Raw genomic sequence first — 21,966 nt, forward strand, 5'->3', positions numbered from 1 at the left:
CGGGCCCCTGGGCATTGCCCCGAAGGAGATATGACATGGCTACTGGCACCGTGAAGTGGTTCAACGCGGAAAAGGGTTTCGGCTTCATCGAGCAGGACGGTGGCGGCGCTGACGTCTTCGCCCACTACTCGAACATCGCCGCCCAGGGCTTCCGCGAGCTCCAGGAGGGCCAGAAGGTGAACTTCGACGTCACGCAGGGCCAGAAGGGCCCGCAGGCGGAGAACATCGTTCCCGCCTGACGCTGAAGCGTATGGCGTAGCAGGCTGGGGCCCGCACCTTGGGGTGCGGGCCCCAGCCCGTTGCTTTGTCCAGGGCCTGCTGGTCGCGTCGTGTACGTCGCGCGAGCGGCGCCACGCATCAGTGCCCTGGCTGTCTCACCGCACGGCGGACGCTCCGCCCACGGCTACGGACGCGGATTCGTCCGGCCCTCCGATCAGGCATCCCGGACCCTGTCCGGCTTCTGCCGATCATTTTCGACGCACTTGGCCTCTGGTGTTCATGCCGGCCCGGTTTCGTTTTCGTCTTACTTCGGCTCGTTCTTGCGGTTCCCTGTGCTGTTCATTTATTCGTGCCGGGAATTCCTTGATACGTGCCGCATCGAGGAAGGTTCCGAGTGAACCGCACAGCTCGCACGAACGACCGCCATTTCCCCAGCCGCACCAGCGGTTCTTCCGGCTCCGCCGGTTCCGGACGCGGGAGCCGCTTCGGCGCTCCGAGCCGTTCCGGTGCTCCCGGCCGCTCCGGCGCTGTGAGCCGTTCCGGTGGCTACGGGCGCCGTCCCGTCGCGGTCCAGGGGGAGTTCGCGCTTCCCGTCACCGTCACACCCGCGCTGCCGGCCGTCGAGGCCTTCGCCGACCTGGAGATGCCCGCGACGCTGCTGGCCGCGCTCGGCGTCGCGGGGGTGACGGTGCCGTTCCCGATCCAGGGCGCCACGCTGCCGAACTCGCTCGCCGGTCGTGATGTCCTCGGCCGCGGGCGCACCGGTTCGGGCAAGACGCTGGCCTTCGGGCTTGCCCTGCTGGCCAGGACCGCGGGTCAGCGGGCCGAACCGCGTCAGCCGCTGGCTCTGGTGCTCGTACCGACCCGTGAGCTGGCCCAGCAGGTGACCGACGCGCTCACCCCGTACGCCCGGTCGCTGCGACTGCGGCTGACCACCGTGGTCGGCGGCATGTCGATCGGCCGCCAGGCCGGTGCCCTGCGTGGCGGCGCGGAAGTCGTCGTGGCGACGCCGGGGCGGCTGAAGGATCTCATCGAGCGCGGCGACTGCCGTCTGGACCGCGTCGCCATCACGGTGCTGGACGAGGCCGACCAGATGGCCGACATGGGTTTCATGCCCCAGGTCACCGAACTGCTCGACCAGGTACGGCCCGAGGGGCAGCGGATGCTGTTCTCGGCCACCTTGGACCGCAACGTCGATCTGCTGGTCCGCCGCTATCTGCACGATCCCGTGGTCCACTCGGTCGACCCCTCGGCCGGCGCGGTGACGACGATGGAACACCACGTGCTGCACGTACAGGGTGCCGACAAGAACGCCACGACCACGCAGATCGCCGCGCGTGACGGGCGGGTGCTGATGTTCCTGGACACCAAGCACGCGGTGGACAGGCTGACCGAGCACCTGCTGAACAGCGGCGTACGGGCTGCCGCACTGCACGGCGGCAAGTCCCAGCCGCAGCGCACCCGCACCCTGGCCCAGTTCAAGACCGGCCATGTGACGGTCCTGGTGGCGACCAATGTCGCGGCGCGCGGCATCCACGTGGACAACCTCGACCTCGTGGTGAACGTCGACCCGCCCAGCGACCACAAGGACTATCTGCACCGCGGCGGACGCACCGCGCGCGCCGGCGAGTCAGGAAGCGTCGTCACCCTGGTGCTGCCCAACCAGCGCCGCGAGATGACCCGCCTGATGCTGGCGGCGGGCATCACTCCGCACACCGCGCAGGTCCGCTCCGGCGAGGCGGAACTCAGCCGCATCACCGGAGCCCAGGCGCCGTCGGGTGTTCCGGTCACGATCGTCGCGCCGGTCGTCGAGCGCCCGAAGCGAGGCGAGTCCTCGAACCGGGGCCGGCGCGGCCGCCCCGCTCAGACCCGGCGTACGGGCTCCAACTCCCGTGCGGCGGACGGAAGTTCCGGGGCTCAGCCCCCTCTCGGCGCGGCCGCTTAGCACGAGCGCCGACGCCGGTCTCCCGGGCCGCCACCCCCGGCCCGTCACCTCTCTCCACTCTGCCGAGGCACTATGCGCTGCGTCATCGCCCGCTTCCCGTTCGACCTGGTCAAGACGGAGGTGCTGGCAGCGATGAAGGGCATCAAGCCCGAACCCGTCGTGGGCGAGTCCGTGATCGTCGGCCGCCGCCACTACCCCGTCAAGCAGGTGGGTGAAGTCATCACCCGACAGGACCGGCGCGACTTCACCGCGAGCGAGGTGACCAGGGCGCTGACCCGACTCGGTTTCACCTGCCGCCCGGCGCCCGGCCTCGCTCCGGTCGCGGGGGTCGCCGCACGGCTCACCCCGCTGGCCGCGGCGTCCGCCATGCTCGGTACCTCGGCAGTCGCGTAAACCCGGCGGCGGGCACAGCTGAGCCCGGGCAGCGGTGAGGCCCCGACCGGTGCACCGGTCGGGGCCTCACCATGTACGGCCTTGCGTGCTCAGTGATCGGAGTAGCTGAAGTCACCTACCGTCCATGCGCTCACATCCTCGATGGCGATGCGGTACATCCCGCCCGTCTCGGGAATCCCGATGTTGCCCTGGAGGATCCTCGCGACATGGAAGTGCAGGTGCGTGGGCGGCACGTCCTGATCCGGGCGGGAATCCGGGCTGGGAGCCATGAAGATGCTGGAGAACGGTCCCAGCCGGTCAGAGTCCTTCAGCACCTCGGCCACTCGCTGCCTCCACACTGCTTCGGGAGCCAGCCGTCCGGTGATGACAGCACCGCCGGCGACGACGGTGAGGGACATCTGATTGCAGTGCTCGGACTCCACCATGGCGGCAACGTCAACGAGCAGGTGATCAGCGTTCGACATGGCACCTGATTTTACTACGGTCAAAGCCTCACCGGTACGCCCACCTCGAACCTCCGACCACCCGCGAGGACACTGCGGCAGGTCGCAAAAGAGGACTTCGGGGATGAATCACCCCGGCCTCCGTCAGAGTGCGGCGAAGCGCCGACCGATTATGTCTTCCCCGTGACACAGAAAATAAGACCGCGCGTGGGGGAGACTTTATGGACGGACGGCATGAGTGATATAGCGTCGGATACTCGGCCGTTCGCATTATGTTACGGTTGAAATTCGTTTCGATGGCGCACTCCGCACAGTTCAAGCACATTCGTCGGCATTCTGTACCGGCGGGCCCCCTTTCCTCCGGCGCGCTTCGGCGGCGGGGAGGCGACGGCCGCCGCCGCTCCAAGGAGGTACGACATGGCTACTGGCACCGTGAAGTGGTTCAACGCGGCCAAGGGCTTCGGATTCATCGAGCAGACGGACGGCGCCGAGGTGTTCGCCCACTTCTCACACATCGCCGATCGGGACCTCTTCTCGCTGCTCGAAGGGCAGAAGGTGCACTTCGACGTCATGCACGCCGCACGCGCCCCGTACGCGGAGAACATCGTCACGGCCTGACTGCGTCAGTGCTTCACGGAGCACCGGGCCCGCTCCCTGCTTCTGCTGCGCAGGCGTGACGCGGAGCGAGTGCGTCGCGCAGCCGGCCCGGCGCCACGCGCTCGTCCCTGCCGCCGTCAGCGCCCCCTGGTCGCACCGGCGTGCGCTGCGGCATATGCCGCAGGAAGAAACGCTCCTCCGGTTCCGAACGGGCGATCGCCCCGGCATCCGGCACGGAAATCACGTACGCCTCTGCATAGTTGTGGGCCATTGGACCGGAAGTTCGGGTTACCGAATTCTTCCGTCCTCCGGCTGCCCCAGGGCCGCCGTGAAATGAGCGAGACGAGACTCCAGCAGAGACGGAGCAACAGTGTCCAGCGAAAAGGGCGCCAAGCCGTATGTCATCCACGGCAGTGGGCAGGACAAATGCCCCAGCGATTCCTTCTGTCTGTTTGCCGACATCAAGTACAACACGTCCGGAAAACAGGACAGCATCCTCGTCATTCCGGCCAACGCAACGGCGAACAACTTCAGTGAGCACGGCTTCACGCACAAGGACGACGGTGTGAGTGCCGTCGTCAACAACACCGGAAAGGACAACTTCCTCTTCACCAAGACCGACCAGGGCGGTGACCGGCTCTCGGTCCCCGCGGGTACCTCGATCGCGGACCTGACGCAGAAGAAGCTGCCGTCGAGCCCCAACGGGACGTGGAACGACCGGGCGCAGTCCGCTCTCGCGCACAACGAGCCCGTCCCCCTTCCCGTCATCACCGAGCCCGCAGCCGACGCCCAGGTCCAAAGCCGCCGGCAGACCATCAGCGGCACAGTCGGCGCCAGTGTCGGGAGCGTGGAGCTCTTCGACAACAAGACCCCGATCGCCACATGTCCGGTCGCTGACGGCAAGTGGAAGTACACCCCGGACTCGGACTGGACGATCGGTCAGCACGACCTGTCCGCCGTCGCCATGCGCGGCGGCACGGGATCCGGCAGGGCGTACCGCCGTTTCTACGTCACGCTGCCCAGCCCCGTCGTGGAGATCCGGTCTCCGAAGGACGGCGCGAAGGTGGACAGCGCGATCTCCATCGACGGCATCGCTTTCAACGCCGATACGGTCGACGTCGCCGAGGGAGGAACTCAGCTCGGTTCCGTTCCGGTGGCGAACGACAGGTGGAGTTTCTCCCGTGCGGGTGGCTGGACTCTCGGCAGCCACAGCGTGACCGCCGTGTCGGTCAGGGGCGGCCAGAAATCGGATATGGCCAAGGTCGGATTCACCGTGGCCAAGAGGAATCTCACGGTCAAGTACAAGCTCCGGCAGGAACCTTGGCAGGACTGGGAGACGCAGAAGTACATCTACCCCTTCAGCATCACACTGAGCGCCGGTGAAACCGACGTCAAGCGCTGGCGGGTGGGGTTCGGACAACTGCCGTCGGGGACGGTTCTGTTCAAGGACTTCGTCAACAGCTTCTGGGGTGTGATCACCGAGGACGGCTCCCACGGGGCTGTCCTCCTGGGCTCCCCGGCCAAGGGCAGGTACATCGTGCCGGCCAGGAATTCCCTGAACATCGACATCCAAGTGCTCTTCCCGGCCAAGGACGAAGCGAACAAGAAGCTCTACGGACTCTTCGCCGAGGACTGGAGCTGAAGAAACCCGCATCCGGCACGGAGCGGTCCGACGGTGCGGGTTCCGGTGCTGACGCGGGTGTCGGTTCCAGTGGGGCTGAGCCGACATCCTTGGCACAGGCCGGAAGGCATCCGCGCGCCTGCATGGGGATGACAGGCGCGTAGGAGTGAGAATCCGCGCCACAAGGTCCTGCCGGGGAGCGGTTGAGGGCCACGCACGGCGGTGCGTGGCCCTCAGCAAGGCGGTCCAGCAAGTGCCCGCCGCCGCACGGCGTCACGGTCTCGCCGAGCCGGAGACGCGCGGACTCCAGGGCCGACACGCCTCGTTGCCCCGCGTTCCGCCCGGTCGCCGTCGACGGGTCAGGGGCTGGACGTGGAGCTCGGCCCGCCCACGGCGCGGCCGGCTCACTTGCCGCTCAGCTCGTTCGCCGCCTGCTCCACCGCGTCCAGCGAACACGCCAGCGCTTCCTGCGACGCGGCTCGGGCCTCCCGCCATCTCGCCCGGCCGTACCCGGCGAACGCCAGCGCACCGGCCCCGTACGCGGCCGCCAGCACCCCGGCCACGCGCTGCGCCGGCCACACGCGCTCCAGCGCGCGTATCACCGATTCCTGTGCCGCGAGCAGTGCCAGCACTCCGAGTACTCCGCCCGCGCCCAACGCGGCCGATCCCCGGCGCCCCTCGGCCACGGCGGCCAGCAACTCCGCCTTGACCTGTGCAACGTCCTCACGTACCAACGCGATCACATCCTGAGACAGTTCCTGCATGACTTTCCCCGTACCCCTGACACAGCCGGGCACGCGTCGGACGTGGTGGGGGGACTCCGGGCGGGGCGTGGACCGGCACGTCCTCAGCCGTGCCCGTGCGCCAGGTACCGCGGGATGATCCGAGCGCGACGCGTCAGCGACGCCGGCGCGCGTTGAGCCGGGCGGCCTGGCGCGTCAGGTGGTCGCGCTCGGCGAGATTGGTCGCCTCGCGGGCCGCCTCGGCGTACAGCCGCGCCGCCGTCGCCAGGTCACCGTCGCGCTCGTGGAGGTACGCCGCCACCGCGGCACGGCGGGGGACGGGACATCCCCTGCTCGTGCCAGTCCGTGAACGTGCGGAAGACTCGTCCAGGGACGCGAGCGCCGCCAGACCGGCGCGCGGCCCGTCTGCCTCGCCCACGGCCACGGCGCGGTTGAGCCGGACGACCGGGCTGTCGGTCAGGCGCGCGAGCTCGTCGTACCACTCGACGATCTGCGTCCAGTCGGTCTCCTCGGCTGTGGGCGCGTCGGCGTGGAGCGCCGCGATGGCGGCCTGTGCCTGGAACTCGCCCAGCCGGTCGCGGGCGAGGGCCGCCTGGAGGATCTCGACGCCCTCGGCGATCGACTCGGTGTCCCACCGGCCGCGGTCCTGCTCGGCGAGCGGGACCAGACTGCCGTCGGGTGCGGTCCGGGCGGCGCGCCGGGCATGGTGGAGCAGCATGAGGGCGAGCAGTCCCGCCACCTCGGGGTGGTCGATCGCGGCAGCGAGCTGCCGGGTGAGCCGGATGGCCTCGGCGGCGAGGTCGACGTCGCCGGAATAGCCCTCGTTGAAGACCAGATAGAGGACGCGCAGCACGGTGGCGACGTCACCGGGCTGGTCGAACCGCACGCCGGAGACCATGCGCTTGGCCCGGCTGATGCGCTGCGCCATGGTGGCCTCGGGCACCAGATAGGCCTGGGCGATCTGGCGGGTGGTCAGCCCGCCGACGGCGCGCAGCGTGAGCGCGACCGCCGACGAGGGTGTCAGCGACGGGTGCGCGCACAGGAAGTAGAGCTGGAGCGTGTCGTCCACGGCGGGCGCGGGCCCCGGCGCCGGTTCCTCGTCGACGAGGTCCTCGCGCCGGCGGCGGGCGGCGTCCGCACGGGTCGCGTCGAGGAACTTGCGCCAGGCCACCGTGACCAGCCAGCCCTTCGGGTCCCGAATGGGGTCTTCCCCGCCCGAGCCGGATCGAGAGCTCGGGGTGGGGCCGGTCGGCCAGACACGGACCGCCTCGACCAGCGCGTCCTGCACGGCGTCCTCGGCCGCCGCGAAGTCGGCTCCGCGGCGGACGAGGATCCCGAGCACGCTCGGTGTGAGGCTCCGGAGCAGTGCCTCGTTCATCGCAGAGGTCACTCCGTGACGGTGGGATGTGCGGCCAGGAAGGGGCGTACCTCAAGCCACTCGTGGATCGGCTTGCCGCCCGCCCCGGGGGCGGCCGACAGCTCTCCGGCCAGCTCGACGGCGCGCTCGTAGCTGTCCACGTCGATCACCATCCAGCCGGCGATGAGGTCCTTGGTCTCGGCGAACGGGCCGTCGGTGACCGGCGGACGCCCCTCGCCGTCGTACCGTACGAACATCCCCTCGGGGGCGAGCGCCTGACCGTCGACGAATTCGCCGGTCTTCTCGAGCCGGGCCGCGAAGTCGTTCATGTACTGCACGTGGGCCGAGATCTCCTCCGGCGTCCACTGGTCCATAGGTACGTCGTTGACCGGAGCCGGGGCGCCGCGGTAGTGCTTGAGCAGCAAGTACTTGGCCATCGTGGTTCTCCTCGGTGCTGGTGCGACCCATTCATTGTGGTCGCGTTCACTGCGGGGACGGAGCCGGTCACGCTTTCTCGACATCGCCGTCGGCACGGTTTTGCGCCGACTGGCTCAAGAGGTTCCCAAGAAGTTACTGACCCGTTCGGTAGCGGCCGTCGTGGGCGGGCACCCCTTAGAGACCATCTCATTTGGTTACACCGGTATTCTGTGGGTCATGGTGGGGATCGTTGAGCGGCTGGTGCCGGACGAGCTGTGGGAGTTGTTCCAGCGGGTGGTGCCGGAGGCGCCGTCGCGGCCGCAAGGTGGTGGCCGGCGGCGGCACGGTGACCGGGAGGTGCTGGCCGCGATCGTGTTCGTGGCCACGTCGGGCTGCACCTGGCAGCAGTTGCCTTCCGCGTCGTTCGGCCCGTCCGGGGCGACGGCCCACCGGCGGTTCTCGGAGTGGTCGAAGGCCAGGGTGTGGGCCAAGCTCCACCGCCTGGTCCTCGACGAACTCGGGGCTCGTGGCGAGCTGGACTGGTCGCGGTGCGCGATCGACTCGGTGAACATGCGAGCCCTGAAAAGGGGGACCTGACAGGTCCGAATCCTGTCGACCGGGGCAAGTACGGCTCGAAGATCCACCTGATCACGGAACGCTCCGGTCTGCCCATCTCCGTCGGAATCTCCGGGGCCAACCTGCATGACAGCCAGGCCCTGATCCCTCTCGTGAAGGGCATCCCGCCGATCCGCTCGCGCCGTGGCCGACGGCGGCGCAAGCCTGGCAAGCTCCACGCCGACAAGGGCTACGACTACAACCACCTGCGACGATGGTTACGCGGGCGAGGCATTACCCACCGCATCTCCCGCAAGGGAGTTGAGTCCTCACAACGCCTGGGCCGCCACCGCTGGACCGTGGAACGCACGATGGCATGGCTCGCTGGATGCCGCCGCCTCCACCGCCGCTACGAGCGCAAAGCCGACCACTTCCTGGCCTTCACCAGCATCGCCTGCACCCTCATCTGCTACCACAGACTCGCCAAACGAGATGGTCTCTAAGCGCTTGCTCAGCCTATGTCAGTCGAAGTTACTCATCGGTCACCCGGTCTGTCCAGAGTCCGAGTCTGTGATCCAGCGCCGTTCGGCGGAGTCGTGCACGTACGCCGGCCTCCCCCTGGTCCCGCTCGTGCGGAACGGCTTCCCGCCGTCCGTGATCCGCACCGTCCCCGTACGGCCCCCGGCGCTCCACTCCAGCTCCAGGTACCAGCGGCAGTCGCAGCCCGCCGTCCGCGCGGAGACCAGCAGCTCCTCGGGGTCGGAGGAGGTGACCTTGTACGGGAAGGAGACGGCCGGGATCTTCCGGACCTCGGCGCCGGAGGCGTCAAGGCCGTCGACGGGCCTCGCGAGCGGGCGCGGCCGGTCGAGGTCCACGGCGAAGTGGCGCGGGGTGACGGCGCCGCCACAGCCGTTGTCCATCCGGTACGCGTTCCACGGCAGCGGCGCGGCGCGGTCGACCACGCGCACGTGCAGGGCATGGAGGACGACGGCGTCGGACGGCGACCGGCCCTGGACCGTGATCCGCACCAGCGCCTCCCCGCCGTGCACGGCACCGTGCGACCCGGCCCACGCCCCGGAGTCGGCCGCGACCGGCGGCGGGGCGACCGCGCGGGGGGCCCGGTCCACGAGGTAGGTGTGCCCGCAGCCGCCCTCCCAGAGCTGGGAACCGATGCTCCAGGTGAAGGGGAGGGGGGGCGCGGTCCGCCCCGGAGCGGTGGAAGCGGGAGCGGGGGCGGAAGCCGTACGGGTGGGGTGGCCGAGCAGGGCGGCGGCGAGGGCGAGCACGACGAGGGCGACGGCGGCGGCGACGAGGAGGGGAGCGGGGGCGCCACGACGGGGGCGGGCGCGGGGCGCCTCCGGCGCGGACGGATCCGCGGCGGACGGGTCCGGCGCGGTCGGGTCCGGGGCGGGGCCGGGGCCCGGTTCCGGCGCGGACGGTTCCGGGTTCGATTCCGGCGCGGCCGACACGGCCGGCACAGGCGTGGGCGCGGGCGAGGCCGCTCGGCGGCGGGCGCGGTCCGCCTCCGTCCAGGCCGCCTCCAGGGCCCGCCGTTCCTCCTCGTCCGCCCCGCACAGCAGGGCGAGGCGGTCGACCACGGGGAACTCCTCCGGGACGGTCGCGCCCGAGCAGTAGCGGTGGAGGGTGGACGCGCTGACGCTCAGCCGCCGGCCCAGCGCCTCGTAACTCCTCCCGTCCCGCGCCTTCAGCGCGCGCACGAGCCCCGCGAACTCCTCGACGGCGGCGTCCTTCGGCATTCCATCCCCCTCGACCCTGCGTCCCATCCTTCACGTCCTTGCACGTCAGCGGGGGTGGAATGGTTCCGGGACGGCTGGTGGGCGCGTGATCGTTGCAGCCGGCGGGCGCCGGCCCCACGCTGGTTGAGCACTGACCGAACGAACGACCCGACGGGGGATCCACCACCATGAACAAGCTCCGCACCGCACTCGCCACCGCAGCCGCTGCCGCACTGGGCCTCGCGGCCCTCGCCACAGCCCCGGCGCAGGCCGCTGCCCAGCCCGCCTTCCTCGCCGCCTCCCAGATGCCGCCGTCGTCGACGCCGTGGACCGCCACCCAGGTCTTCACCGGCGTCCCGGAGAACGGCGGCGTCCTCTGCGCCCCGTACAAGATCCCGGCGCAGAACACCCGCTACCGCGAGTTCAGCACCGAGCTCGACACCAACGGCGTCCAGGTCACCACCGTCGCCCGTACCGAGGCCGACGCCGTGAAGCTGGTCGACACCCTCCGCGGGGCCCTCGCCGGCTGCGGCCCCCTGCTGGAGCAGCAGAACCCGGGCCTGCAGGCCGTCAGCGCCTCCCACGGCAAGCTCGCCGTCGAGGAGGGCGCCTGGGTCTACAGCCTGGACACCGCCGACCCGCAGATCGGCATCTCCGACATCCACCTGTTCTCCGTCGGCCGCGACGGCCGCACCGTCACCCTCGTCCGCTGGGGCCAGATGGGCGACCTCGAGGACGCCCCGCTGACCGCCTTCCGCACCACGACGAAGACCGCCGTCAACAAGCTCCACTGACCCGGGGGCTCCCCCGAGGGCTGACCACAGCTCGACAGTGGCGCGGCCGGAACCCGGGCGCGCCGTTGTCGTGCCCACCTGCTCCGCCGGCGGCGACCACTTCCTGGCCTTCACCAGCATCGCCTGCACCCTCATCTGCTACCGCAGACTCGCCAAATGAGATGGTCTCTTAGGTCCAGGGGAGAGTATCGGCCGCAAGATCGCTGCTCGGGGCGCAACGTCCCGGCGTCCGGCGACGTCATTCAGGACATGATCGAATTCCTCGACTCCGCCGGCCTCGACGACGGCGAAGAGACCGTGCGGCCCGGCCCGTGGTGGCGTCATGCCCTCTGGGTGGTGGGCATCACCGCCCTCGGTGTCGGCCTCGGCTGGGCGGTCGCCCTCTTCCGTATCGGCCCCGACACATACGGGTTGCCGTCCGCCGCCACCGGGGCGGCATGGCCGTATCTGACCGCTTGGGCTGCGACCGGCCTGGCGGCGGCAGCCGCACTGCGGGCCGCCGCCGCCAGGGTGCCGGTCTACGCGGCGGGGCGGATCGCCGGCGGGCTCACGCTCCTGGGCACCCGGCTCTCCCTCGGCTGGCGGCCGGAGGCACCGGTGCTGGCCGCGATGGCTGCGGCGGCACTGACCGCTACGGCCGTCTGGTGCGCTCTCGCGCTGCGCTCCCGCCACCGAGCCGACGCCGGGCGGGTGACATCCGGCGGCTGAGGGACAGGTGTGGGCCGGCCGCGAGCCGCTCGGTACGGGCATCTGTTCGGGCATCCGTTTTGGGCGTCCATCAGGTCACTGCGGCGTGACGCCGGGGGCTTCCGGGCCCGGTTCGCGAGCCGGCGGTGCGGACGGTGGTGGCGTCTCCGGCGCGGCAGGGGCCTGGGGCTGGTCCGGTGGGTCGCCGGCCGGGGCCTCGACGGTGGGCAGTCCGGCCCGGGCCCTGACCATCTCTGCCTCGGCGCGCAGCAATTCGGCCCGCGCACGGACCATGTCGGCATCGGCCTGGCCGCGGGCCGAAACGTACTTCGCGAAGGCGGTGACGCTCACGCCGACGAGAGCGCCGATGGCTGTGCCGAGGCTGACAATGGTGGTGACGACGGCCGGCGTGTCGGAGGGGCCGAGACGCCCGTGCGTCTCGTAGCTGCTCAGCAGTGCCCGCACGCCGGCGGTGGCGAGCACCAGCAAGACTCCCGCCACCACGCAGACGATCACCGCCGCGCGTATCCACGGTGGTGTCTCGCGGTGTCCGTCCGGCGCACGTCCGGATGTGGGGTGCGACCGCGGCGCCGGTCCGCTGCGGTTCTGCCGGTGCGTTGCGCCTCGGGGCCGTACGAGCACTGCGCTCGGCGTGCGGCCGTCGCCCACGAGGGGCCATGACACCCACAGAACGCCCACCCACACGACCAGTCCGGCGATGGCGAAAGCGCCCCGCACGACGGGGCTGACCCACTCGAACGTGAAGTACGCGAAACCGGTTAAGGACAGGGACATGATCCCGATGGCGCGAGCCAGGTTCTTCCGCCCGCCGGCCAGGGAGCGCAGCCCCACGGCCCCGAGCAGGACGAATGAGACCGGAGCGAAGTATTCGAACATGATCGTACGGCCTGACACGCTGCCCCCTTCGATGCCCTGTCCTGTCGACAGGTGCGATGCGCCGATGATCCGCGTACGAAGAAGCTACAGCGAGGGCCGACACCGGTTGGCGCGGCGCCCGTTGGGCCGGCCGGCCGTGTACTCCGCAGCAAAGGCACGTGCAACCTACTGGTTGCGCCTGACTTTGCTATGTGCAACCCTGAGGTTGCACCTAATGTCGACGGTGGAGGAGTCACCTCATGAGCGAGGACCGGATCGAACGTGAAACCCTGATCGAGGCACCCCTGGACCGCGTCTGGTCCCTCGTGGCGGAACCCGGTTTCTGGGTGTCCGACACGGCCGGCCTGTCCGGCACGGTGGCCAGGGAGGGCGAGTCGATGGTGGCGAAGAACGCGAAGTACGGCGACTTCCCGGTGCGGGTGGAGAAGGTCGAGCCGCCGACGTACCTGGCGTACCGCTGGGCCAGCGCGTTCCCCGGACAAGAATTGCGCGAGGACAACAGCACCCTCGTGGAGTTCACGTTGACCGAGGAGGGCGACAAGACACGGTTGCGCGTGGTCGAGAGCGGGTTCGCGGCGCTGGCCGGGCCGGATCACGTACGCAGTCAGGCGGTGAAGGACAACACCGACGGCTGGCCCCAGGTGCTCGACGCGCTCAAGAAGCGCGCCGAACCGTCATCCGCGTGACGGACGAACGCCCTGGCGCCGCCGAGGGGGTCGACGGGGTGCTCGCCGCGCTTGCCGACCCGACGCGACGGCAGTTGCTCGACCTGCTGGCCGCACACGGGGAGGCCACTGCGACCAAGCTCGCCGAACGGCTTCCCGTCTCGCGACAGGCAGTGGTCAAGCACCTCGCCGTCCTGGACGCCGCCGGACTGGTGTCCGGCAGCCGGGTCGGCCGCGAGGTGCGGTACGCGGTGCGGCCCGCGGCGCTCGACACGACGGCGCGGTGGATGGCCGCGCTGGCGGCCGACTGGGACCGGCGGCTGGAGAACATCAAGCGTGTCGCCGAGGCGGCGGAGCGGGATTCGCGCCGCCCGGCGCCACCCGACTGAGGGGCGGTACGTCGCAAGTGGCTGAGGCCGGTCCGTAAGCGCTCCGGACGCGCGGCGGCGGAACGGACCGTCGGCCGCAGCGGACCGAAGCTGTGGCCGGGCATCGAAGCACCACAACTGCCACCAGCAGGACCCGGGCCCGGGTCCTGCGCGGCCGCCGCACCACGTCGACGGCGCGCATCACGCGATGCGCGCCGTCGACGGGCAGCGCGACTTCGACCTCGCCGGACAGGCGAACCGGCCGCCTTGCGCTCCCTGACCCGAGTGCCGTGAAGGAGGCGGCCCGGACTGGGACTGCTCATCGCGCTCGGTTCGGCCGGCGACGGGACTCCTTCACCTCCCGGTCGAGGGCCCAGGCATCCGCCACCGGCCCCATGTGCCCGAGCTTGTCGGGGTTGATCACCGAGCGGATCGTCTGCACCTGCCCGTCGAGCACCTCAAGGGCCAAGGCGTACAACACCCTGCCGTCCCGGTCACGGAAGATCGCTCCCGGCTGGCAGTTGACCTCGTGCGGCTCGAACGACACGCCGACCCGCGCCATCCGAGGCAAGACGGCGACAAGCAGCCGGGCCACGTTCCTGGCGCCGACGACGGCCCTCGCCAGCTGCGGGGCCTTCCCGCCGCCGTCACCGACCATCGATACGTCGGCGGCGAGCAGCTCCTGGAGGCCCGCGACATCGCCTTCGCGGAGGGCGTCGAAGAACCGCGAAGCCAGCTCCTGCCTTTCCTGCCGGTCAGCTGCGAACCGCGGCCGCCCGGCCTCCATATGCCGCCGCGCCCGCACCAGGAGCTGCCGGCATGCCGCCTCCGAGCGCCCCACCGCCGTGGCTATCTCGTCGTACCCGAACCCGAACACCTCCCGCAGAACGAACACTGCCCGTTCCAGCGGGCTGAGCCGCTCCAGCAGCAACAACGCCGCCATCGACACCGAGTCGGCCAGTTCCACCGACCGCGCGGGATCCTCATAGGGGTCGGCGAGCAGCGGCTCGGGAAACCACGGGCCCACGTACTGCTCCCGCCGCACCCGCGCGGAACGCAGCACATCGATCGAGATCCGCGTCACCGCGGCCGACAGAAAGGCCTTGGCCGACGTGGGCCGGGTCGCCGAGCCGTCAAAGCGCAGCCATGTCTCCTGCACCGCGTCCTCGGCCTCGCCCACGCTGCCCAGAATCCGATAGGCGATCGAAAACAGCAGCGGCCGCAGCTCCTCGAACTCCTCGACCTTGCTCACGCCGGCTTCCTTCCTTCCTGAGCCCTCCCGCCCGGCCGTACTCGCCGGCGCAGGCGGCTTCCGTTACTCATCCGGTCAACGGCCGTAGCGGTGAGCACAGTTGCGGTGCTCGGAGCCCACGGCCGGACCCCGAGCCGGTTGGTGCTGGATTCAGACCGACTTCAGACCGTCTTCAGGCCGACTTCAGTGGAACTGCCCGGGCTCGTAGTCACCGGCCGGCTGCTGGGCGATGACGTTCAGCCGGTTTGTCATGTTCATGATAGAAACCAGCACCACCAGAGCGGTGAGCTGCTCCTCGTCGTAGTGCTTGGCGGCGTACGCCCACACCGCGTCGCTGACCCCACCCGCCGCGTCCGCGACGCGGGTTCCGTCCTCCGCCAGCTCCAGGGCGGCACGCTCCGCCTCGGTGAAGACGGTGGCCTCCCGCCACGCCGCCACCAGATGCAGCCGCACCGAGGTCTCGCCGGCGGCGGCCGCCTCCTTGGTGTGCATGTCGATGCAGACGGCACAGCCGTTGATCTGACTCACGCGCAGCGCCACCAACTCCTGTGTCGCGGCCGGCAGAGGCGAGTCCTTGAGCACCTTGCCGGCCGACATGATGTGCTTGAAGATCTTGCCGGCGGTGGGGCTGGCGAAGTAGTTCAGTCGCGCGTCCATGGTGTGCGTGCTCCTCCGTGGTCGTCAGTGGCTACACCCCTTGAGACGGGGCAGCCCGATCCCCTGTGACACGAAGGAATGTGCCCCGCGTCTCCTTGCCGTCTGCGCCCGTCGGTGGAGGCGGCTCCCGAAGGTGCGCGGGGCTCAGGTCGTCAACGGATCACTGCGCGTCCAGCGCGCTCGTAGCGCGGCGGTGCGGGGCGCCAATTCCAGTGGCCCTCCCGGGCGCGGTCGGGGGCCGCCGCGCCCATCCGGCTCTGGCCGCCCGATCGGCATCATGAAGAAACTTGAGCCTTGTCTTGTCAATATGTGTGCTGCGAGTTATATAAGAACTGTCGGAAGCCGAACGGCCCGGACGCGTACAACACACAAGGAGGCGATGATCAGATGCTGTTGCGGACGGATCCCTTCCGTGAGTTGGACCGACTCACGGAGCAGGTGTTCAACGGAGTGCGGCGTCCTGCGGCGATGCCCATGGATGCCTGGCGCGAGGACGGCTCGGTCCGGGTCGAGCTGGACCTGCCGGGCGTCGACCCCGACTCCGTGGACCTGAAGGTCGAGCGGGACGTGCTGACGATCCAGGCCGAACGCAAGCCATCGACGAGAGAAGAGTCCGAGGTGCTGATCTCCGAGCGGCCCAGGGGCACGTTCACTCGGCAGCTGTTCCTCGGCGAGAACCTGGCCACGGAGCACATCGAGGCGACGTACGAAGCGGGCGTGCTGAGCCTGCGCGTTCCGGTGGCCGAGCAGGCCAAGTCGCGCAAGATCGAGATCAGTGGCGGTGGCCGCAAGGAGCTGCGGTCCTGAGGTACCGCCGGGTGTCTCGGGGCGCTCGGCGTGGCGCGAGGCCCTGCGGACACGGATCCGCAGGGCCCGCGACTGTCCGGTCCGACCCCTTCACGCGTTCCCGCGCGGTACGTGCTCGATGGTCGAGAGGGTGAGCCCGTTGGGCGGTGGCGGCGGGTCTTCAGCCGGCGACGCGCTGAGAACCACCGTCAGGATGAGCCCCACAATGGCAATGATGATCACTGCCAGGGCGGTCCGCTTGCGCCAGTTCCACCGAGACGGCTCCTTCCGGCGCCCGGCCTGGAACTGCTCATTGAGAGCGCTCATGCGGGCGGCCAGTGCTGGGTCCTCACTGGCGAGTCGTCGCTCGATCTGCGCGAGCACGCGCCCTTCCGACTCATGTTCCATGGCAGCCACCTGCTTCATGGCGGAGACGCACGCGCTGAAAAAGCCGTTCCCTACACGTAGACATTCTCCCCCAATGCCTTCGCTTCTTCGCCTTGGCGGCAACCCGAAGCGCCGAAGCAGGCTCCGCCCCTGGCGCCTGCGCCCGGCCAGTCGATCAGTCGACATACGATTCGAGGGTGCCACGGCGCCGGATGTCGAGCGTCGCGCAGTGGAATGAGCCGCCGAACGGTGCGTGGTGCAGCAGGTCGCACGGGATCGGCTCGAACCCCCATCGCTCGAGCGCGCGCAGCATGTCGGTGTGGTGCCGCTCCGCGATCACCCGCTTTTCGTCGATCATGAGAACGTTCATGTTGAGCCACTTGCCGCACATCGAGGTGATCTTGAGCAGGCGCTCGTCGATCTCGTTGGGCTCGGGCGCGATCAGGATGTCCCACGCACTCAGGACGTCGGGCAGGTGGTCGACGTCGATGTAATCAGGATTGATCAGCACCTTGCCGGGTGACAGCACGAGGAATGTCGTGTCGATGTGCATGGGTGTGCGGGAGCGGCTTTCGACCTCGTGGATGCGATATCCGGGTCCGAGATGGCGGCGCAGCCATTCGATACCCATGCGGTTGGTGACATTGCTCCGGGTAACGAAAAGATCGCGCCCCGCGCGCACGAAATCCGCAGCGTCGAAGACCGGCTCGTACTCGGTGAGGATGTAGCGCATGGGCTCACCGGCCTCGGGGACACGGAAATCCGCCTCGAACAGTTCGTCGGTGAGCTGCGGCTTCGGCGCCGCCGTCCAGCGCGCGCCGCGCCGGAAATAGTCCTTGAGGATCTCGCGATAGGAGTGGGTCTCGAAATAACGGCACGGCCACGCCATCGGAGTCTCGATGATCTCATCGCCGATCACCAGCAGGCTGTCACGCGGGCAGGTATTGCAGAAGCCGCGCGACGACCAGTCGGGCGTGCCGAAGCGCTGCCTGTGGTCGACCGGCTCCGGGCGCCTGACCGTAACGCCGAGGGACTCCAGGAGAGTGATGAAATGATCGAGCTCCTGCTGTGCCGGCTCAATCAGTGCGCGCGGGTACTTGAAGCCTGCGGCAAGCCCTTGGAGCCGTGCCGCCCATTGCGGGATGTTGCAGGCCACCACGGGATGGCTGGACGGGATCGTCGCGCCGTCGAGGCGTCCGACGACGATCTCCTCCAGTGGGTCCCACTCGTTGTGGGAATTGACCGGCGAGACGAGAGGTCCGGATGCGCCGGCGGTCCCGGCAGAGGGGGCCGGTATCGCGTCGTGATCCAAGGGCAGCGTACCGGTGCCTCCGCCGGGCGCCGCCCTCGGTATTCCGGGCCTCTGCACCATCGCCATGCCCCACCGCTTCCGATCACAGAAGTCAGATTTACTATATCCAAACGGGCGAACCGGTGAATGGCCGCAGTGGTCCGGCCGGCGCACTGACTCGACCGGCCTTTTCGCTCGGCGGCGGCGTCGAGAAATTTATGGCTCTTCCTGCTGCCCGTTCGGCTTCCGCGATCACTGCTGTCCGTGTCATCGCCGATACGGCATGCCACACCATGAATCGGTGCAGTGTCCGTGCTGGAAAGCGCGGAGCAGGCGACTCGGCCGGCTGTGTCACGACGCCTAGCGGCGACCTGCGTCGTTGAAGCCGCTCACGTCCGTGTCCATACCTCGATATCGTTCGTCACCGTCCGGGTGCAGATCGAGTATGTCGAGGAATTCGGCCAATTCGGCGGAGCTCCTGGCATAGCTGGCGAGGGTGCGTCGGGCGGCGCGGCGCTCATTTACGGCCCTCGCGGATGGGGCACTGTCGTCGGCAACATCCATGGTGATGATGCGATCACGAGCCGGGCTCTGACGCATCAGTAGCGCGCACGGGCTCAGCCGTAAGAGCGCCGCTCCGACCGGCGTCGCCCGCTCCGACCGGCATCGCCCGCGCGATCCGCGCGGCTCTGTCCTTGGGTGTCGGTCCTCTGCCGGGCGAACCCGGCACCCCCGGACGGCCCCCGCGCCGGATGCGGGGACGGGGCGACGCTGTTTCGCTGGTGTGCGCCCCGGAATTCTCCGGGCGGCCGGCACCCATGGAGTGAGTGATCATGAGCGTTTCCGACGAGTCCGGCAGTCGAAGCCGGCGGCTGCGCGCCAGAGCGCAGGAGATGGAGCAGGCCGCGGAGCGTGCCACCGACCCGGCGAAGCGCCGGCGGCTGAAGGAGGAGGCCCGCCTCCTCAAGGAGCGCAGCGAGCGGGCGAGCGGCCTGGGGAGTCGAGAGGGCATCGACCCCACGTAGTGGCACGGAACCGACTGCTAAGCCGGGGACAGGTGATGTGGCAGCAGTCCTGCCCACCCCAATCCGCCTCGTGGACAGGAGAGTACGGCCGGCCGTCGCGCCGCTCGGCAGGGTTGCCCGGAGTGGTGCTTCCGCGCATGCGGCGCAGGCCGCCCCGGGTCTCCGTGGTCATCGACACGTCCAGATCGGTCAGTGACACCGAACTCGGCAGCGCGCTCCTGGAGGTCGCCGCGATCTCCCGCTCCGCGGGCGGCCGTCGCGACCTGGTGACCGTGCTGTCGTGCGACGCCCGGTAGGCGGCGCGGGGCCGTGGCACCGTACCGCTCGGCGCGGTGGGCGCCGGAGCGCGGGGGCACCATCGTTGTCCCGTACTCCGCGAAGCGCCCGGCCGGCGAGCGGCGGGACCGGCGGTGCCCGAAGGCTGTTCGACACGGGCGGACGGGAAGGCCGCGCACTGACTTCGTGACGGCCCCGTTTACGCTGCACGGATGCTGTCGTATGACGAAATGACGCCGCCGGAACGGGAATTGTGGGACGCCTTCCCCGAAGGACGTCAAGTGGACCTGCGGGCCGGCGCGACGGGCGGCGACGATCCTGCCGGAGGGGCGGACTGGGGGCCCGAGCGCACGCTTCGTGCGGCCGTAGTGACCGCTTTGGCGCGGGGAGGCAGCGCGGCGCCACCGGGTGCGGTCACCGCCCTGCGGGTGGCCGGCGCGCGGATCACCGGGCGTCTCGATCTGTCCGGAGCCGACATCGGACACCTGCTGTGGTTCGAGGGCTGCTGGTTCGAGGAAGGTCCGAGCTTCTACGGAGCCGCCACCCGGACGATCGGCATCATCGGCAGCCGGGTGCCCGGCCTGGACGCCACCATGGCCCGGATAGAGGGCCGCCTGGACCTGAGGCGATCCGTCCTGCACAGCAGGGTTTCGCTGGTGAACGCCCGGGTGGCCGGGGAGCTCGCGCTGACCGGCGCGGCGCTGTCGGACCCGGACGGACTGGCGTTGTCCGCCGGTGGCCTGGTCATGGAAGGCGGGATCTTCGCCCGCGACCTCACCACGAGAGGCGAGGTACGGCTGGTCGGAGCACAGCTGTCAGGCGGCCTTTTCATGGAGGGCGCGCGACTGGAGAACCCCGGCGCCTCGGCGCTCGTCGCGGACAACGCCCTGGCCTCGACGCTTGTCTTCTCCCAGGGCTTCGGGGCGCTCGGAACCGTACGCCTGCGGGGCGCGCAGACAACGGACCAGCTGACCTTCCGGGGCGCCACCCTCAGCGGTGACCGGGTCGCGCTGGACTGCTCACGCATGCAAGCGGGCGATCTCGACCTCACACCCGCCGCACCGCCCACAGGCGCCGTGGACCTACAAGGCGCCCAGATCGCCGTCCTGCACGACAGCGAGGACGCCTGGCCCGACGTCGTACGGCTACAGGGGCTGGTCTACGGTTCCCTCCAGCCCGCGGAAGGCGCCCGGGACGACGTGGCACGCCGCGTGGCATGGATACGGCGCGAACCCGGCTACGCACCGCAGCCCTACGAGCAGTTGGCGAGCTGGTACCGGAAGGTCGGCCACGACGACGACGCCCGCCGGGTACTCCTCGCCAAGCAGCGCCACCGTCGCAGCGTCCTGGGCACGGCCGGGCGCGCCTGGGGCCACCTGCTCGACGCCGTGGTGGGTTACGGCTACCGTCCCTGGCTGGCCGGGGTGTGGATAGCGGCCCTGACGGTGCTCGGTACGTGGGTGTTCCGAGCCCAGTCGCCGCAACCGGTCAAGGCCGGCGAAGGGCCGCCCTTCAACGCCCTGGTGTACACGCTCGACCTGCTGATTCCCATCGGCGGCCTCGGCCAGCGCAGCTCCTGGTACTGGCCGGAAGGCCCCGCGCAATGGCTGTCCTACACCCTGATCGCCGCCGGCTGGCTGCTGACGACGGCGGTCGTCGCGGGCGTGACCCGGTCGCTGAACAAGACCTGACAGCTCCCGGCCGCGCGGCCGCGTCCGGACAGGTGGGTGACGTGCGGATTACGGGGAAGGCGTTCGGTCTACCTACTCGCACAACCAGGAGGCGATGTGACCGACGTCGTGGAGCTGATCACCCGGGACCACCGGCGGATGGAGGACCTCTTCCGCGCGATGCGGAGCGTCGAGGAGGACCGGGCCGCCGCGCTCAGGGAATTCGCGGACCTGCTGATCGCACACGGCGAGGCCGAGGAGGCGGAGGTCTACCCGGCGCTGCGCCGCTACCGGAAGGTCGACAACGACGAGGTCGACCACGGTGAAGAGGAACACACCGAGGGGAACAAGGCCCTCGCGGCTCTCCTGGAGGTGTCCGAGGTGGGCTCGCAGGAGTGGGACGAGAAGCTGGAGGAGCTGTCCGAGGCCATCACCCACCATCTGGACGAGGAGGAACGCACGCTCCTCAACCACGCCAGGGAGCTCGTCGCGGACGAGCGGCGGGCGGAGCTGGGTGAGGCGTTCGCCCGCGAGCGCGAGCGGCTGCTGAAGGAAGGGTGCGGAAGCCTGGAGAACGTACGCAAGGTCATTGCGGCGTCCGGCTGACGCTGCTGTGAGGCAGCGGGGCCCCGGCCGGGGCGCGCGCCACCGGCCGCCGTGTCCGGGCGACGGCGGCCCCGCTTCCACCGCGGGGCCGCTGCGGCATTCCCGATGCTCAGAGCGGTCGGCAGAGCTTGCCGGTGTACCAGGCGTTCCTGTACTTGAAGGCCCACCCGAGGGTGTTCACGCCGGGTTCGGCGCAGGTGTTGAAGTCGGGACCGTGAACGACGTCCACCCGGATCTGGATCCGTGAGCCGTCCGTGGTGCAGTGGTTGTACCAGGCGCGCCGGTCGGACTCGGAGTAACCGCAGGGCTTGTCGGCAAGTTGTACGCCGCCGGTCCTGGCCGATGCGGTGGCGACTCCGACGGTGGTCGTCAGCGTCAGCACGACCGCTCCGGCGAGCGCGGACCATCGGGTCCTTCGCCGCGCCGTGGTGGACAACCGAGTGGTGGACAACCGCGTGGTGGCCTTCCGCATGTTCCGTCTCCCCGTTGCTTCGAGGCTGCCGTAGACCTGTACCGCCTACGCCGTGGCAGCTCATTCTTCCGGCTTTCAGGGCAAGTTGTCATGGATATCGACAATCA

The 21,966-nt window shown here is 69.7% G+C and carries 25 protein-coding genes and 1 pseudogene; 15 read left to right on the forward strand and 11 right to left on the reverse strand.

Annotation, left to right across the window (positions count from 1 at the left end; translation table 11 throughout):
- Positions 1 to 35 precede the first annotated feature (35 nt).
- From AS594_RS32330 to AS594_RS32340, 3 genes are all read left to right on the forward strand, one after another.
- Positions 36 to 239 carry a cold-shock protein gene (locus AS594_RS32330; RefSeq protein WP_069775160.1) on the forward strand — a complete coding sequence of 68 codons (204 nt, stop codon included), beginning with the start codon at positions 36 to 38 and terminating at the stop codon, positions 237 to 239.
- A gap of 374 nt (positions 240 to 613) precedes the next feature.
- Positions 614 to 2,164: a DEAD/DEAH box helicase gene (locus AS594_RS32335; protein ID WP_069775159.1), complete on the forward strand. Its 1,551-nt coding sequence runs from the start codon at positions 614 to 616 to the stop codon at positions 2,162 to 2,164.
- 72 nt (positions 2,165 to 2,236) lie between these two features.
- On the forward strand, positions 2,237 to 2,557 hold the full coding sequence (locus AS594_RS32340; protein WP_069932006.1) for an SCO5918 family protein: 321 nt from the start codon (positions 2,237 to 2,239) through the stop codon (positions 2,555 to 2,557).
- A gap of 89 nt (positions 2,558 to 2,646) precedes the next feature.
- Here the strand turns inward: AS594_RS32340 and AS594_RS32345 are convergent, their stop codons facing one another.
- The gene (locus tag AS594_RS32345; RefSeq protein ID WP_069775157.1) at positions 2,647 to 3,021 is read right to left on the reverse strand and encodes a hypothetical protein; all 375 of its coding nucleotides are present in this window, start codon (positions 3,019 to 3,021) and stop codon (positions 2,647 to 2,649) included.
- Positions 3,022 to 3,417: 396 nt separating this feature from the next.
- Between AS594_RS32345 and AS594_RS32350 the strand changes: the two genes are divergently transcribed.
- Positions 3,418 to 3,618: a cold shock domain-containing protein gene (locus tag AS594_RS32350; protein ID WP_069932005.1), complete on the forward strand. Its 201-nt coding sequence runs from the start codon at positions 3,418 to 3,420 to the stop codon at positions 3,616 to 3,618.
- Between the two features lie 349 nt (positions 3,619 to 3,967).
- Positions 3,968 to 5,239 carry an Ig-like domain-containing protein gene (locus AS594_RS32355; RefSeq protein ID WP_069775155.1) on the forward strand — a complete coding sequence of 424 codons (1,272 nt, stop codon included), beginning with the start codon at positions 3,968 to 3,970 and terminating at the stop codon, positions 5,237 to 5,239.
- 383 nt (positions 5,240 to 5,622) lie between these two features.
- Here AS594_RS32355 and AS594_RS32360 read toward each other — a convergent pair whose 3' ends face one another.
- The 3 genes from AS594_RS32360 to AS594_RS32370 all read right to left on the reverse strand — a co-directional run bounded on the left by AS594_RS32360 (position 5,623) and on the right by AS594_RS32370 (position 7,755).
- Positions 5,623 to 5,982 carry a phage holin family protein gene (locus AS594_RS32360; RefSeq protein WP_069775152.1) on the reverse strand — a complete coding sequence of 120 codons (360 nt, stop codon included), beginning with the start codon at positions 5,980 to 5,982 and terminating at the stop codon, positions 5,623 to 5,625.
- Positions 5,983 to 6,115: 133 nt separating this feature from the next.
- Positions 6,116 to 7,339, reverse strand: a complete 1,224-nt coding sequence (locus AS594_RS32365) for an RNA polymerase sigma factor (RefSeq protein WP_069935670.1) — start codon at positions 7,337 to 7,339, stop codon at positions 6,116 to 6,118.
- Between the two features lie 8 nt (positions 7,340 to 7,347).
- Positions 7,348 to 7,755, reverse strand: coding sequence for a YciI family protein (locus AS594_RS32370; protein ID WP_069775143.1), 408 nt, complete (start codon positions 7,753 to 7,755; stop codon positions 7,348 to 7,350).
- Positions 7,756 to 7,972: 217 nt separating this feature from the next.
- Between AS594_RS32370 and AS594_RS43150 the strand changes: the two genes are divergently transcribed.
- A protein-coding gene (locus AS594_RS43150) for an IS5 family transposase (RefSeq protein ID WP_107357852.1) occupies positions 7,973 to 8,793 on the forward strand; the annotation gives its coding sequence in 2 pieces (ribosomal slippage) (positions 7,973 to 8,321 and positions 8,321 to 8,793; 822 coding nt in all).
- A gap of 39 nt (positions 8,794 to 8,832) precedes the next feature.
- Here the strand turns inward: AS594_RS43150 and AS594_RS32385 are convergent.
- Positions 8,833 to 10,047: a helix-turn-helix domain-containing protein gene (locus AS594_RS32385; protein ID WP_069935671.1), complete on the reverse strand. Its 1,215-nt coding sequence runs from the start codon at positions 10,045 to 10,047 to the stop codon at positions 8,833 to 8,835.
- A 167-nt stretch (positions 10,048 to 10,214) separates the two neighbouring features.
- On the opposite strand from AS594_RS32385, the gene AS594_RS32390 reads away from it, so the two are divergent.
- Together AS594_RS32390 and AS594_RS32395 are read left to right on the forward strand one after the other, a co-directional pair.
- Positions 10,215 to 10,820, forward strand: coding sequence for a hypothetical protein (locus tag AS594_RS32390; protein ID WP_056789649.1), 606 nt, complete (start codon positions 10,215 to 10,217; stop codon positions 10,818 to 10,820).
- Positions 10,821 to 11,069: 249 nt separating this feature from the next.
- Complete coding sequence (locus tag AS594_RS32395) at positions 11,070 to 11,528, forward strand: hypothetical protein (protein ID WP_167368061.1); 459 nt, start codon at positions 11,070 to 11,072, stop codon at positions 11,526 to 11,528.
- A gap of 75 nt (positions 11,529 to 11,603) precedes the next feature.
- Here the strand turns inward: AS594_RS32395 and AS594_RS32400 are convergent, their stop codons facing one another.
- The gene (locus AS594_RS32400; protein ID WP_069775141.1) at positions 11,604 to 12,422 is read right to left on the reverse strand and encodes a hypothetical protein; all 819 of its coding nucleotides are present in this window, start codon (positions 12,420 to 12,422) and stop codon (positions 11,604 to 11,606) included.
- Positions 12,423 to 12,643: 221 nt separating this feature from the next.
- Here AS594_RS32400 and AS594_RS32405 point away from each other — a divergent pair, with 221 nt between their 5' ends.
- Together AS594_RS32405 and AS594_RS32410 are read left to right on the forward strand one after the other, a co-directional pair.
- Positions 12,644 to 13,090, forward strand: a complete 447-nt coding sequence (locus AS594_RS32405; protein ID WP_069775139.1) for an SRPBCC domain-containing protein — start codon at positions 12,644 to 12,646, stop codon at positions 13,088 to 13,090.
- On the forward strand, positions 13,087 to 13,458 hold the full coding sequence (locus AS594_RS32410; protein WP_069775137.1) for an ArsR/SmtB family transcription factor: 372 nt from the start codon (positions 13,087 to 13,089) through the stop codon (positions 13,456 to 13,458). Before AS594_RS32405 ends, AS594_RS32410 begins: the two co-directional genes overlap by 4 nt.
- Before the next feature lie 298 nt (positions 13,459 to 13,756).
- Here AS594_RS32410 and AS594_RS32415 read toward each other — a convergent pair whose 3' ends face one another.
- Both AS594_RS32415 and AS594_RS32420 read right to left on the reverse strand, forming a co-directional pair.
- Positions 13,757 to 14,689 (reverse strand): RNA polymerase sigma-70 factor, encoded by a 933-nt coding sequence (locus tag AS594_RS32415; RefSeq protein ID WP_069775136.1) that lies wholly within the window; start codon positions 14,687 to 14,689, stop codon positions 13,757 to 13,759.
- Between the two features lie 183 nt (positions 14,690 to 14,872).
- The gene (locus AS594_RS32420) at positions 14,873 to 15,346 is read right to left on the reverse strand and encodes a carboxymuconolactone decarboxylase family protein (RefSeq protein WP_069775181.1); all 474 of its coding nucleotides are present in this window, start codon (positions 15,344 to 15,346) and stop codon (positions 14,873 to 14,875) included.
- Positions 15,347 to 15,733: 387 nt separating this feature from the next.
- Between AS594_RS32420 and AS594_RS32425 the strand changes: the two genes are divergently transcribed.
- On the forward strand, positions 15,734 to 16,153 hold the full coding sequence (locus tag AS594_RS32425) for an Hsp20/alpha crystallin family protein (protein WP_069775134.1): 420 nt from the start codon (positions 15,734 to 15,736) through the stop codon (positions 16,151 to 16,153).
- 90 nt (positions 16,154 to 16,243) lie between these two features.
- Here the strand turns inward: AS594_RS32425 and AS594_RS32430 are convergent, their stop codons facing one another.
- Both AS594_RS32430 and AS594_RS32435 read right to left on the reverse strand, forming a co-directional pair.
- Complete coding sequence (locus AS594_RS32430) at positions 16,244 to 16,558, reverse strand: DUF3040 domain-containing protein (RefSeq protein WP_069775132.1); 315 nt, start codon at positions 16,556 to 16,558, stop codon at positions 16,244 to 16,246.
- Positions 16,559 to 16,694: 136 nt separating this feature from the next.
- Complete coding sequence (locus tag AS594_RS32435) at positions 16,695 to 17,897, reverse strand: amidinotransferase (protein ID WP_079144291.1); 1,203 nt, start codon at positions 17,895 to 17,897, stop codon at positions 16,695 to 16,697.
- 746 nt (positions 17,898 to 18,643) lie between these two features.
- On the opposite strand from AS594_RS32435, the gene AS594_RS32440 reads away from it, so the two are divergent.
- From AS594_RS32440 to AS594_RS32455, 4 genes and pseudogenes are all read left to right on the forward strand, one after another.
- A complete protein-coding gene (locus AS594_RS32440) occupies positions 18,644 to 18,835 on the forward strand; it encodes a DUF6381 family protein (protein WP_069930935.1) in 192 nt (63 codons plus the stop codon).
- Positions 18,836 to 18,918: 83 nt separating this feature from the next.
- Positions 18,919 to 19,125, forward strand: a pseudogene (locus tag AS594_RS32445) (DUF2201 family putative metallopeptidase); the annotation flags it as partial.
- 198 nt (positions 19,126 to 19,323) lie between these two features.
- Positions 19,324 to 20,802 (forward strand): oxidoreductase, encoded by a 1,479-nt coding sequence (locus tag AS594_RS32450; protein ID WP_069775130.1) that lies wholly within the window; start codon positions 19,324 to 19,326, stop codon positions 20,800 to 20,802.
- Positions 20,803 to 20,898: 96 nt separating this feature from the next.
- Complete coding sequence (locus AS594_RS32455; RefSeq protein WP_256096770.1) at positions 20,899 to 21,387, forward strand: hemerythrin domain-containing protein; 489 nt, start codon at positions 20,899 to 20,901, stop codon at positions 21,385 to 21,387.
- 109 nt (positions 21,388 to 21,496) lie between these two features.
- Here AS594_RS32455 and AS594_RS32460 read toward each other — a convergent pair whose 3' ends face one another.
- Positions 21,497 to 21,859 carry a DUF6355 family natural product biosynthesis protein gene (locus tag AS594_RS32460; protein ID WP_141743736.1) on the reverse strand — a complete coding sequence of 121 codons (363 nt, stop codon included), beginning with the start codon at positions 21,857 to 21,859 and terminating at the stop codon, positions 21,497 to 21,499.
- Positions 21,860 to 21,966 lie beyond the last annotated feature (107 nt).

The organism is Streptomyces agglomeratus (assembly GCF_001746415.1).
Classification (GTDB): Bacteria; Actinomycetota; Actinomycetes; order Streptomycetales; family Streptomycetaceae; genus Streptomyces; species Streptomyces agglomeratus.

What these genes read in the sequence shown, in the direction of transcription:
- AS594_RS32330 (WP_069775160.1), top strand. Translation starts at nt 36, where the DNA reads ATGGCTACTGGCACCGTGAAGTGGTTCAACGCGGAAAAGGGTTTCGGC.
- AS594_RS32340 (WP_069932006.1), top strand. Translation starts at nt 2,237, where the DNA reads ATGCGCTGCGTCATCGCCCGCTTCCCGTTCGACCTGGTCAAGACGGAG.
- AS594_RS32345 (WP_069775157.1), bottom strand. Translation starts at nt 3,021, where the DNA reads ATGTCGAACGCTGATCACCTGCTCGTTGACGTTGCCGCCATGGTGGAG.
- AS594_RS32350 (WP_069932005.1), top strand. Translation starts at nt 3,418, where the DNA reads ATGGCTACTGGCACCGTGAAGTGGTTCAACGCGGCCAAGGGCTTCGGA.
- AS594_RS32360 (WP_069775152.1), bottom strand. Translation starts at nt 5,982, where the DNA reads ATGCAGGAACTGTCTCAGGATGTGATCGCGTTGGTACGTGAGGACGTT.
- AS594_RS32365 (WP_069935670.1), bottom strand. Translation starts at nt 7,339, where the DNA reads ATGAACGAGGCACTGCTCCGGAGCCTCACACCGAGCGTGCTCGGGATC.
- AS594_RS32370 (WP_069775143.1), bottom strand. Translation starts at nt 7,755, where the DNA reads ATGGCCAAGTACTTGCTGCTCAAGCACTACCGCGGCGCCCCGGCTCCG.
- AS594_RS32385 (WP_069935671.1), bottom strand. Translation starts at nt 10,047, where the DNA reads ATGCCGAAGGACGCCGCCGTCGAGGAGTTCGCGGGGCTCGTGCGCGCG.
- AS594_RS32390 (WP_056789649.1), top strand. Translation starts at nt 10,215, where the DNA reads ATGAACAAGCTCCGCACCGCACTCGCCACCGCAGCCGCTGCCGCACTG.
- AS594_RS32395 (WP_167368061.1), top strand. Translation starts at nt 11,070, where the DNA reads ATGATCGAATTCCTCGACTCCGCCGGCCTCGACGACGGCGAAGAGACC.
- AS594_RS32405 (WP_069775139.1), top strand. Translation starts at nt 12,644, where the DNA reads ATGAGCGAGGACCGGATCGAACGTGAAACCCTGATCGAGGCACCCCTG.
- AS594_RS32420 (WP_069775181.1), bottom strand. Translation starts at nt 15,346, where the DNA reads ATGGACGCGCGACTGAACTACTTCGCCAGCCCCACCGCCGGCAAGATC.
- AS594_RS32425 (WP_069775134.1), top strand. Translation starts at nt 15,734, where the DNA reads ATGCTGTTGCGGACGGATCCCTTCCGTGAGTTGGACCGACTCACGGAG.
- AS594_RS32430 (WP_069775132.1), bottom strand. Translation starts at nt 16,558, where the DNA reads ATGAAGCAGGTGGCTGCCATGGAACATGAGTCGGAAGGGCGCGTGCTC.
- AS594_RS32435 (WP_079144291.1), bottom strand. Translation starts at nt 17,897, where the DNA reads ATGGCGATGGTGCAGAGGCCCGGAATACCGAGGGCGGCGCCCGGCGGA.
- AS594_RS32440 (WP_069930935.1), top strand. Translation starts at nt 18,644, where the DNA reads ATGAGCGTTTCCGACGAGTCCGGCAGTCGAAGCCGGCGGCTGCGCGCC.
- AS594_RS32450 (WP_069775130.1), top strand. Translation starts at nt 19,324, where the DNA reads ATGCTGTCGTATGACGAAATGACGCCGCCGGAACGGGAATTGTGGGAC.
- AS594_RS32460 (WP_141743736.1), bottom strand. Translation starts at nt 21,859, where the DNA reads ATGCGGAAGGCCACCACGCGGTTGTCCACCACTCGGTTGTCCACCACG.